Source organism: uncultured Bacteroides sp. (genome assembly GCF_910586915.1).
Taxonomy (GTDB): domain Bacteria; phylum Bacteroidota; class Bacteroidia; order Bacteroidales; family Bacteroidaceae; genus Bacteroides.
On record NZ_CAJULN010000069.1, the window covers coordinates 1 to 10,695 of the forward strand.

Consider the following 10,695-nt stretch of genomic DNA (forward strand, 5'->3'; position numbering starts at 1 on the left):
GTTTTTTTGTCCGATAGTAAAACAAATGTCAGAACAAGTCTTGACTATTACAGATGAAGACAAGAGAACTACCCGCATCTACGTTACTTTTGCCGGATTGGTAATCTGCATATCCTGTCTCGGACTGTTCGGATTGTCATTATATGATATTCGTCAACGGTATCGGGAGATTGCGTTACGTAAAGTGAATGGTGCTACCGGCAGGCAAATTACTATACTATTAGTGAAGAAGTATCTTTATACCTTAGGAGCAGCGTTTGCGGTTGCAATCCCATTGGTCTATTATGTTATTGATAACTATACCAAAGATTTTGCAGTGAAAGCTCCTATAAGCATAAGTCTTTTCGTGGTAGACTTTATACTGACATGGGCTGTTTCGTTGGGAACGTTATTATGGCAGGTTCGTAAAGCTGTTCGTATTAATCCGGCATTGATAATGAAAAATGAGTAAATGAAACAATAAAAACAGAATGAGCCTTCTACAGTCAGCATCTATATATGCTGGCTGTAGAAGATATAGATGGTAGTCGTTGGGTATATAGATGCTGAACGTTGGACATATATGCGGTGGAAGTCGGATATATATGCTCTGCAAATAAAAAAAAGCTACTCGCCCGAATGCAGAACGGGCGAGTAGCTTTTTTTTATTGTAACGTGTATTTTCTATAAAAGATCTAATGCCTTGAATGCTCTTACCAGTTTTTCTACGGCACTGTCAATCTGCTCTTTGGTATGAGTAGCCATCAAAGCCACGCGTACCAATGTATCTTGCGGAGCACAAGCCGGCGGGATTACAGGATTGATGAATACCCCTTCGTCAAACGCCAGTTTCGTAACCATGAATGTCTTTTCCGTATCACGTACATAGAGAGGAATAATAGGCGATTCGGTAGCGCCGATTTCAAATCCTGCTTCGCGGAAACGCTTCAATGCATAGTTGGTAACGTTCCACAATGCTTCAAGTCTTTCCGGTTCGTTCTGTATGATATGAAGCGCTTCCAAAGCAGCTGCGGTAGCAGCCGGAGTATTGGATGCGCTGAATATATAAGTACGCGAGTTGTGACGCAGCCAATTGATGATAGAAGAATCAGCAGCAATAAAACCACCGATAGAAGCCAACGACTTGCTGAAAGTACCCATAATCAAGTCAACCTCGTGAGTCAGACCGAAATGGTCGCACACGCCGCGTCCTTGTTTTCCGAATACGCCCAGACCATGAGCCTCGTCTACCATGATGGTAGCATTATATTTATGTTTCAAGCGTACGATTTCGGGCAGGTTTGCCAAGTCGCCTTCCATAGAGAACACACCGTCTACGATGATTAATTTCACCGAATCCGGGTTGCACTTCTGAAGCTGCTTTTCCAAGTCAGCCATATCATTGTGCTTATATTTTAACTGTTGTGCGAAGGAAAGGCGACGACCGTCTACGATAGACGCGTGGTCGCGGTCGTCACAGATGATATAATCGTTGCGGTCTACCAAAGTAGGGATAACTCCTGAGTTCACCGTAAAACCGGTAGAGAAACAAAGCGCTTCGTCTTTGCCCACAAAAGCCGCTAATTCTTTCTCTAATTGTACGTGCAGGTCGAGTGTACCGTTCAAGAAACGCGAACCGGCACATCCCGCACCGTATTTGCGCATGGCTTGGATACCTGCTTCAATGACTCTTTCATCTCCCGTAAGGCCAGTGTATGCATTGGAGCCGAACATCAACACTTTGTGTCCGCCCATTTCTACTTCTGTACCCTGTTTCCCTTCTATCTCACGGAAATATGGGTAAACGCCCTTTGCCATAAATTGTTGTGGCAAGTCGTACTTAGCTAACTTCTCTTGTAATAATCCCATGAATTATAATTTATTATATTCGTATTCGAACCGCTCTTGCAAGCCTCCCGATATACTTTATCTTAACAAGTGTTTAAAAACAGGGGGCAAAGATAACAAAATTTACTATTGTGTGTTCTTTTTATAGCAAAAAAGTTGCCTGTTCGAGATTAGAAACCTCTGATACATTAAAATTTAAGATATTTATATTACTTTTGTCGGGTACATTGACAAGAATAGCATGAACGAAAGTATGAAGAAAATAAAATTCGTCGTCAATCCTATTTCGGGAACACAAAGTAAAGAATTGGTTCTTAGCTTGCTGGATGAGAAAATAGACAAAGCGAAATACACTTGGGAAGTAGTGTATACCGAAAGAGCCGGCCATGCGGTGGAAATTGCCGCTAAAGCTGTGGAGGAAAAAACAGACATTGTCGTAGCTATCGGAGGAGACGGAACAATCAATGAAATAGCCCGTGCGTTGGTGCATACGGATACTGCTTTGGGTATTATTCCCTGCGGTTCCGGCAACGGACTGGCACGCCATCTGCATATACCTATGGAGCCGAAAAAAGCATTGGAAGTGCTCAATGAAGGCTGCATGGATATAATAGATTATGGTAAGATTAACGGAACCGCCTTCTTCTGTACCTGCGGGGTGGGGTTTGATGCTTTCGTCAGTTTGAAATTTGCCCACGCAGGCAAACGCGGACTGCTCACGTATCTGGAAAAGACTTTGCAGGAAAGTCTGAAATATCAGCCGGAGACCTACGAGTTGGAAACCGAAGACGGAATCTCCAAATATAAAGCATTCCTTATTGCCTGCGGAAATGCGTCGCAATATGGCAACAACGCCTACATCGCCCCGCAAGCTACTTTGACAGACGGACTTTTGGACGTTACCATATTGGAGCCGTTCACGGTCTTGGACGTGCCTTCGCTTGCCTTTCAGTTGTTTAATAAAACCATTGACCAAAACAGTCGTATCAAGACTTTTCGTTGCAAACGGTTGTGCATCCGCCGCAGTACGCCCGGAGTGATACACTTCGACGGAGACCCTATGGAGACAGAGGCTGATATAAACATCGAACTGATTAAACAGGGATTGCGCGTAGTGATGCCGCACGCGGCGGAAAAAGATACCGCTAATGTGCTGCAAAGGGCACAAGAATATATGAATGGCATTAAGCTGATGAATGAAGCCATCGTAGACAATATCACAGACAAAAACAGGAAAATACTGAGAAAACTGACAAAGAAAGTCTGAGAATTTTGGAGCTAATTAATCACGAATTACAAATTATTGCGTATTTTTGCGGAGTTTTGGTGCAACCAAAATGAAGACGCGAATGATAATCGTTTAAATAAAAAAGACATATGTTCAGAACACACACCTGTGGAGAACTGAGAATCTCTGATGCAAATAAGCAAGTGACGCTGTCCGGATGGGTACAGCGTAGTCGTAAAATGGGAGGAATGACCTTTGTCGACCTTCGCGACCGTTACGGAATCACTCAATTAGTATTCAACGAAGAAATTAATGCCGAACTTTGTGAGCGTGCCAATAAGCTGGGACGTGAATTCGTTATCCAGATTACTGGAATTGTGAACGAGCGTTTCAGCAAGAATGCCAATATTCCTACGGGAGACATTGAAATCATTGTTTCCGAACTGAACGTGCTGAATACTGCCATGACTCCGCCGTTCACCATCGAAGACAATACAGACGGCGGCGATGATATCCGTATGAAATACCGCTATTTGGACTTGCGTCGCAATGCCGTCCGCTCTAATCTGGAGTTGCGCCACAAGATGACAATCGAAGTACGCAAATATCTCGACAGTCTTGGATTTATTGAAGTAGAAACCCCGGTTCTTATCGGTTCTACTCCCGAAGGTGCACGTGACTTCGTGGTTCCGTCGCGCATGAATCCGGGACAGTTCTATGCACTTCCGCAATCACCGCAGACGTTGAAGCAGTTATTGATGGTGTCCGGTTTCGACCGTTATTTCCAGATTGCCAAATGTTTCCGCGATGAGGACTTACGTGCCGACCGTCAGCCAGAATTTACACAGATTGACTGTGAAATGAGTTTCGTAGAACAGGAAGATATCATTACTACATTTGAAGGAATGGCCAAACACCTGTTTAAAACGCTGCGCGGTGTGGAACTTACCGAACCGTTCCAACGGATGCCGTGGGCAGACGCCATGAAATATTACGGTAGCGACAAACCGGATTTGCGCTTCGGTATGAAGTTTGTAGAACTGATGGATATCCTGAAAGGACACGGATTCTCGGTATTTGACAATGCAGCTTATATCGGCGGTATCTGTGCCGAAGGTGCTGCAACTTATACCCGCAAGCAATTGGACGCACTGACGGAGTTTGTAAAGAAACCGCAGATTGGCGCTAAAGGTATGGTATATGCCCGTGTAGAATCAGACGGTACGGTAAAATCAAGCATAGATAAGTTCTACACCCAAGAAGTTCTTCAACAGGTGAAGGAAGCGTTTGGAGCCAAACCGGGCGACTTAATACTTATTTTGTCCGGTGATGATGTGATGAAGACACGCAAACAACTTTGCGAACTCCGTTTGGAAATGGGTTCTCAGTTGGGCTTGCGCGATAAGAATAAATTTGTTTGCCTTTGGGTAATTGACTTCCCGATGTTCGAATGGAGTGAAGAAGAAGGTCGCCTGATGGCTATGCACCATCCGTTCACTCATCCGAAGGAAGAGGATATTCCATTGTTGGATACTGATCCGGCGGCAGTGCGCGCTGATGCTTACGATATGGTTGTCAACGGGGTTGAAGTAGGTGGTGGTTCTATCCGTATCCACGATGCACAGTTGCAAGCAAAGATGTTCGAGATTTTAGGATTTACTCCTGAAAAGGCAGAAGCACAGTTCGGCTTCCTGATGAATGCATTTAAGTACGGTGCACCGCCTCATGGTGGGTTGGCATACGGACTTGACCGTTGGGTGTCTTTGTTTGCCGGTTTGGATTCCATCCGCGACTGTATCGCATTCCCGAAGAACAACTCCGGTCGTGACGTGATGTTGGATGCACCGTCTGCAATTGACCAGACTCAACTTGACGAACTTAATCTGATTGTTGATTTCAAAGAAGGCGAGTGAAAGAATCTGTACGCATATTCCGTTTTATAGTAATCGGTACGATGAATGCCCTCATTATGGCATTGGTTGTATGGTTGATGATGAAAGAAATATCATTCGACGGTGACTATATGGTGGCTAATATAACAGCGTACCTGATAGCTCAGATTCATAACTTTATCTGGTGCAAATATTGGATATTCCCTGTAAAAAATAAAAAGAATAGTATCTGGAAACAGATACTATTCTTTTGTTCTGCTTTTGCCACGGCTTACACCGCACAGTTTTTATTTCTTATCTTATTGGTAGAAGGACTGGACGTGAATGAATATCTGGCTCAATTCCTGGGATTATTTATTTATGGAGGAGCTAATTTCCTAGCCAACAAGAAAATAACTTTTCAATGAAATAGTTATTATATAGTATATAGGAAGGGCACAGAGTTTTAAATTTAGATTTTGACTCTGTGCCCTTCTTGCTTCCTTACTGTAGTAGGAACATTTTTCACATAATAAATATAGAAAGGGCTGTCTGACAAGTCTCTCATTAATAATTTCACCCACGCTATAACTATCTGTAGCGTGGGTGATTTTCAATATTTAGAATTTGTTAGACAGCTTCCTTTTTGGGGGTTGTGATATTTATAAATTTCCTCTCTTATGTCTTGAGAATAAACTTTATTGGAGAACTTCTGCACTGAGCCTTAGTCGAGGAAGCGTTTGGTAAGTCCTTCGTATTCATCAATCCGGCGATCGCGGAGGAAGGGCCACCAACGGCGGACGTTTTCTGAGCGTTCCATATCTATTTTCACTACCATGTTTTCCGGATGATCGTTTCCGGCTTGTGCTAGGAATTCTCCTTGCGGTCCTGCTACGAAACTGTTTCCCCAAAATAGGATGCCGTTTGTTTGTCCGGAAGGATCGGGCTCGTGCCCTACACGGTTGACGGAGATAACAGGAAGACCATTGGCAACAGCATGGGCACGCTGTGAAATAATCCAAGCGTTGAGTTGGCGGGCTTTTTCGTCGTCCGTGTCACTGCTTTCCCAGCCGATGGCGGTAGGATAAATTAAAAGTTCTGCACCTTTCAGTGCCATCAGGCGGGCAGCTTCCGGGTACCATTGATCCCAGCATACCAATACGCCCAACTTTCCTAATGAAGTTTGAATGGGTTCAAAACCGATGTCTCCAGGAGTGAAATAGAATTTTTCGTAGTAAGCCGGGTCATCGGGAATATGCATTTTCCGGTACTTTCCCGCAATGCTTCCATCACGGTCGAAAACAACGGCAGTGTTATGATAAAGTCCCGGTGCACGTTTCTCAAAAAGAGAGGTCACAAGAACTATTTTATTGGCTGCCGCCAGTTCTGAATAGAATCCGGTGGAAGGGCCGGGGATGGGTTCGGCCAAATCAAACAGGTTGGTGTTTTCTGTTTGGCAGAAATAAAGTGAGTTGTGTAACTCTTGAAGCACAATCAGTTGCGCACCGTGAGCAGCGCAAGCCTCGATACTCTTTGCGAGGTTCATCAGGTTGACCCGAATATCTGCGGTATTGGATTGTTGGATGATTCCGACTTTTATCTTTTTCATAATGAATAATTACTTGGTTGATTCATTTGTTATTTTATAACTCCTAATGGGTATTGCATGGTGACACAATGCAGGGAACCGTGTTGCTTAATCAGGGCACGGCAGTCTATTCCGATTATTTGATGGTCTGGAAATGCTTGTTGCAACACTTCTCTTGCTTTTTGATCATTCACCGGCTGATGGTATGTCGGGTATAGAATAACTTCGTTCATAATCAGGAAGTTTGCGTAAGTTGCGGGCAGGCGTTCGCCGTCTTCTTCTATCTTGTCTGCCATCGGTAAGGCTAACAGGCGATAGGGTTCTCCTGCTAGGGTGCGGAATGTCTTCAGTTGTTCCTCCATTGCGAGCAATGCTTCGTAGTGTTCGTCTTCTTTGTCATCGCATTTCACGTAAGCAATGGTGTCAGTAGAACAGAAACGTGCCAAAGTGTCGATGTGGCTGTCAGTGTCGTCGCCGGCAAGATAGCCGTGGTCTAACCAAAGAACCTTTTGCAGATGGAAGGTGGATTTCAGGTATTCTTCTATCTCTGCTTGGTTCAGCTTTCCGTTCCGTTGGGGAGAAAGCAGACACTCGGAGGTAGTGAGCAATGTGCCCATTCCGTCGCTTTCGATAGAGCCTCCTTCAAGAACGAAGTCGAGGCGGTCGATATACTGACCTTTCAGGGATCCGGCTTCTACCGCTTGTTTGGTGATTTGATTATCCAGTTCGGAAGCAAATTTCAGTCCCCAACCGTTGAATGTAAAGTCGAGCAGGGAAGGGGTGCCGGTGTCTATCATGGTGATGGCTCCGTGGTCGCGTGCCCATGTATCATTGGTGGCACATTCCAGAAAGCGGACGTTATTCATGTTGACGGTAGCGGCTATCTGTTTTTTCACTTCTTCCGGTTCGGGGGTGACAATCAATAGCAACTCTCGCTTCGTTATTTCCCTGGCTATGTTTATAAAACATTCTTGCACTTCTGCCAGCATGTACGCCCAGTCTGTACCGGCGTGTGGCCATGTCAACTGTATACCACTCTGCGTATGCCATTCGGCGGGTAAATGAGGTGCTCTCATTTCTACCTGCACGGTCATGTTTTTGCCGAAATTCAACTGCAAATCTTTCTCCGAGCCACTTGGGCTGGGAAGTCCAACCATGATTCCCATTAGACTATTTATCTATTTAGTTATTTATAAAATCAGTTTATTGTCTGCGTCAGTCGTCAGTGTGCCTGTTACGCATCATTACGTATTATTATGAATTCGTTTCTTGCTTTGGCTTCCGGTCAAAGAACGGATTCTTAGAAGAAGCACTTACAGGAATGGCCATTACCATCTTGCAGTCTTTCAGCCAGTGTAGGCGTTGTGCTGCCAGTCCGGCGGAGAACATCACACGTGTGTCTACACGCAAATCGGCTGCCGTAGCACAAGCGGAACCTATGGCGATACCTACGTCTATGCTGTTCAATGCGCAGGGAACTCCTTCGGTACGTTCGGCGCAGGTGGTGAAACCACAATGACCACAGTTTAAGCCTTGTGTCTGCTCGCGTGTTCCTATCAATACAACACATTCGGCACTTAAGATGTTGTCGGCATCACGAAGGAAAAATTTCATTCCGTGTTCTTCTACCATAGCTATCATAGTGTCCGATAGTTGTTTAATCTCTTCATCCGTGATTAGTGCCACTTCAATAATATCAATTCCTTTTCCTTTCGGAGCAGTACGCGCAGCCGTCATCATCTGGCGGGCTACTTGTAGTACATGCTCGTGACGGGCATCTCTTTCGTTCAGTATCATAACTTTTCTTGAATTAATTAAGTAAGGCAAAGATAAATCAAAATTGGAAAACTTTACATTAAACGATGAAAGAAAAAACTTTCATATCGAACTTTGTGTTATTGGGTGGAAAAGTCTATCTTTGTATCTGTCAACTCCTAAATAATATGAGTATATGAGTAACAAAATTTATCCTATTGGCATACAGAACTTTGAAAAAATACGTAAAGGTGGTTATTGCTATATAGATAAAACTGCCTTGATTTATCAGATGGTGAAAACGGGCAGTTACTATTTTCTAAGTCGTCCACGTCGCTTTGGGAAAAGTCTGTTACTATCTACTTTGGAAGCCTATTTTCAAGGGAAAAAAGAACTTTTCGAAGGATTGGCGATGGAGAAGCTGGAAAAGGAGTGGATTAAATATCCCATTTTACATTTAGATCTGAATGCGGAGAAATATACGACTCCCGAAGCGCTCGACCAAGTCTTAGAAAGTGCTTTACGCGGATGGGAAGCTCTCTATGGTGCAAAGGACTATGAGAAAACATTCGCTTCTCGCTTTCAAGGTGTGATTCAGCGTGCTTGTGAACAAGAGGGACGAGGTGTCGTTATTTTGGTAGACGAGTATGATAAGCCTATGTTGCAGGCAATTGGTAACGACGAACTTCAGAAGAGTTTTCGTGATACTTTGAAGGCTTTTTATGGAGCTTTAAAAAGCAAGGATGGCTACATTAAATTTGGTATGCTTACGGGAGTGACAAAATTCGGAAAGGTGAGCGTGTTTAGTGACCTGAACAACCTGGAGGATATATCCATGCGTCAGCAATACATTGAAATCTGTGGAATCAGTGATCATGAGTTGCATGAGAACTTTGAAACAGAATTGCATGAATTTGCTGATGCGCAGAATTTGGCGTATGATAAAATTTGTACTGAAATGCGTGAAAGATATGATGGTTATCATTTTACTCATGATTCTGTAGGTATGTATAATCCGTTTAGCTTACTTAATACACTTAAATACAATACGTTTGGTAACTACTGGTTTGAAACGGGTACCCCTACTTATTTGGTCGAATTGCTAAAAAAACATCATTATGATCTTCACCGGATGGCTCATGAAGAAACCAGTGCTGATGTACTGAATAGTATTGATTCAACTTCCGACAATCCTATCCCTGTGATTTATCAGAGCGGTTATCTTACCATAAAAGGCTACGATCGTGAATTTGAAACTTATCGTTTGGGATTTCCCAATCGTGAAGTAGAGGAAGGGTTTATAAAATATCTGATGCCTTTCTATACGAATGCCGATGCTGTTGAATCCTCCTTTGAAATTCAGAAGTTTGTCTGTGAAGTCCGTTCTGGAGATTATGATTCTTTTTTCCGTCGTCTTCAGAGTTTTTTTGCAGATACTCCTTATGAGATGGTTCGCGATTTGGAATTGCATTATCAGAATGTTCTCTTTATCGTGTTCAAATTAGTCGGTTTTTATGTAAAAGTAGAATATCACACAAGTCGGGGACGTATCGATCTTGTTTTGCAGACTGATAAATTTATCTATGTCATGGAATTCAAACTGGAGAGTACGGCTGAAGAGGCTTTGCGACAGATTAATGAGAAACATTATGCGAAACCTTTTGAGAGTGACGAGCGCCGACTGTTCAAAATAGGGGTGAATTTCAGCGCCGAGACAAGAAACATTGAAAAGTGGGTGGCAGAGGAAGGTTTGAATCATAGGCAATTTCAATAGACATAATTTAGGCGAAAATCTCAAGATAACAAATATATCTATGATTTGTCTTCTCTTGGCTGTTTTATAGAAAAAATAAAGTGTAATGAATTGTTTATCAGTTGATTCATTACACTTTGTTCAACTTTGTTGCAATATTGTTATGCGTCTATTTTAAAATAAACTCTTTCACTTCTTTATATCTTTCAATTTTGGCAGCATCAGGTATTGCGTTTCCATGTGGAAAGGCAATATTGAAAAAGGTCGTATCACTATTTCTTAATAATTGCCCCATATTACCACAATTAGAAAAGTATTTCTTTTTTACTCCCAAATGTTTGTGAATAAATATTTTAAGAACTTTACTATGTAAAATGATTGCTACTTTGGGCTTGTATTCAAGAATTGTTCTCTCTAATTGTATGCAGTCATTTATAGTTGGGGTGACTTCAGTACTATTGCTGTTTGCTATATTAGTGACTAAATCTGTTATACCAAAATTCCGTTGATTAATATTAAAGACTGTATCTCCAAATATACATTCATCAGCATATTCTTTATCGACTTCTTTTAAAATCAGTCCACTTTTATATAATTGATTCCAAAAAGATTGCTTTACTGAAAAGTAATGTCCTTTCTGATTGGATATGACGGCTGGATTTAAGCCGACAAA

10 protein-coding genes are annotated in these 10,695 nt (G+C 42.7%); 5 read left to right on the top strand and 5 right to left on the bottom strand.

Annotation, left to right across the window (positions count from 1 at the left end):
• Positions 1-25 precede the first annotated feature (25 nt).
• Positions 26-451 (top strand): FtsX-like permease family protein, encoded by a 426-nt coding sequence (locus QZ331_RS13960; RefSeq protein WP_294631291.1) that lies wholly within the window; start codon positions 26-28, stop codon positions 449-451.
• 212 nt (positions 452-663) lie between these two features.
• Here the strand turns inward: QZ331_RS13960 and QZ331_RS13965 are convergent, their stop codons facing one another.
• Entirely contained in the window at positions 664-1,848 is a 1,185-nt protein-coding gene (locus QZ331_RS13965) for an aminotransferase class I/II-fold pyridoxal phosphate-dependent enzyme (RefSeq protein ID WP_294631293.1), read from the bottom strand.
• A gap of 220 nt (positions 1,849-2,068) precedes the next feature.
• Between QZ331_RS13965 and QZ331_RS13970 the strand changes: the two genes are divergently transcribed.
• From QZ331_RS13970 to QZ331_RS13980, 3 genes are all read left to right on the top strand, one after another.
• Positions 2,069-3,094: a diacylglycerol kinase family lipid kinase gene (locus QZ331_RS13970; protein ID WP_294631295.1), complete on the top strand. Its 1,026-nt coding sequence runs from the start codon at positions 2,069-2,071 to the stop codon at positions 3,092-3,094.
• A gap of 110 nt (positions 3,095-3,204) precedes the next feature.
• Positions 3,205-4,968, top strand: coding sequence for an aspartate--tRNA ligase (aspS, locus tag QZ331_RS13975; RefSeq protein ID WP_294631297.1), 1,764 nt, complete (start codon positions 3,205-3,207; stop codon positions 4,966-4,968).
• On the top strand, positions 4,965-5,354 hold the full coding sequence (locus tag QZ331_RS13980) for a GtrA family protein (RefSeq protein WP_294631299.1): 390 nt from the start codon (positions 4,965-4,967) through the stop codon (positions 5,352-5,354). Before aspS ends, QZ331_RS13980 begins: the two co-directional genes overlap by 4 nt.
• 296 nt (positions 5,355-5,650) lie before the next feature.
• On the opposite strand, the gene QZ331_RS13985 is transcribed toward QZ331_RS13980, so the two are convergent.
• From QZ331_RS13985 to QZ331_RS13995, 3 genes are all read right to left on the bottom strand, one after another.
• Complete coding sequence (locus QZ331_RS13985) at positions 5,651-6,535, bottom strand: carbon-nitrogen hydrolase (RefSeq protein ID WP_294631301.1); 885 nt, start codon at positions 6,533-6,535, stop codon at positions 5,651-5,653.
• Between the two features lie 29 nt (positions 6,536-6,564).
• On the bottom strand, positions 6,565-7,680 hold the full coding sequence (locus tag QZ331_RS13990) for an agmatine deiminase family protein (RefSeq protein ID WP_294631303.1): 1,116 nt from the start codon (positions 7,678-7,680) through the stop codon (positions 6,565-6,567).
• An 88-nt stretch (positions 7,681-7,768) separates the two neighbouring features.
• On the bottom strand, positions 7,769-8,311 hold the full coding sequence (locus QZ331_RS13995) for a DUF2148 domain-containing protein (RefSeq protein WP_294631305.1): 543 nt from the start codon (positions 8,309-8,311) through the stop codon (positions 7,769-7,771).
• Between the two features lie 154 nt (positions 8,312-8,465).
• On the opposite strand from QZ331_RS13995, the gene QZ331_RS14000 reads away from it, so the two are divergent.
• Positions 8,466-10,043, top strand: a complete 1,578-nt coding sequence (locus QZ331_RS14000) for an ATP-binding protein (RefSeq protein WP_294631307.1) — start codon at positions 8,466-8,468, stop codon at positions 10,041-10,043.
• Positions 10,044-10,191: 148 nt separating this feature from the next.
• Here QZ331_RS14000 and QZ331_RS14005 read toward each other — a convergent pair.
• Positions 10,192-10,695: uracil-DNA glycosylase family protein (locus QZ331_RS14005; RefSeq protein ID WP_294631308.1), on the bottom strand; the 504-nt coding region annotated here is incomplete at its 5' end.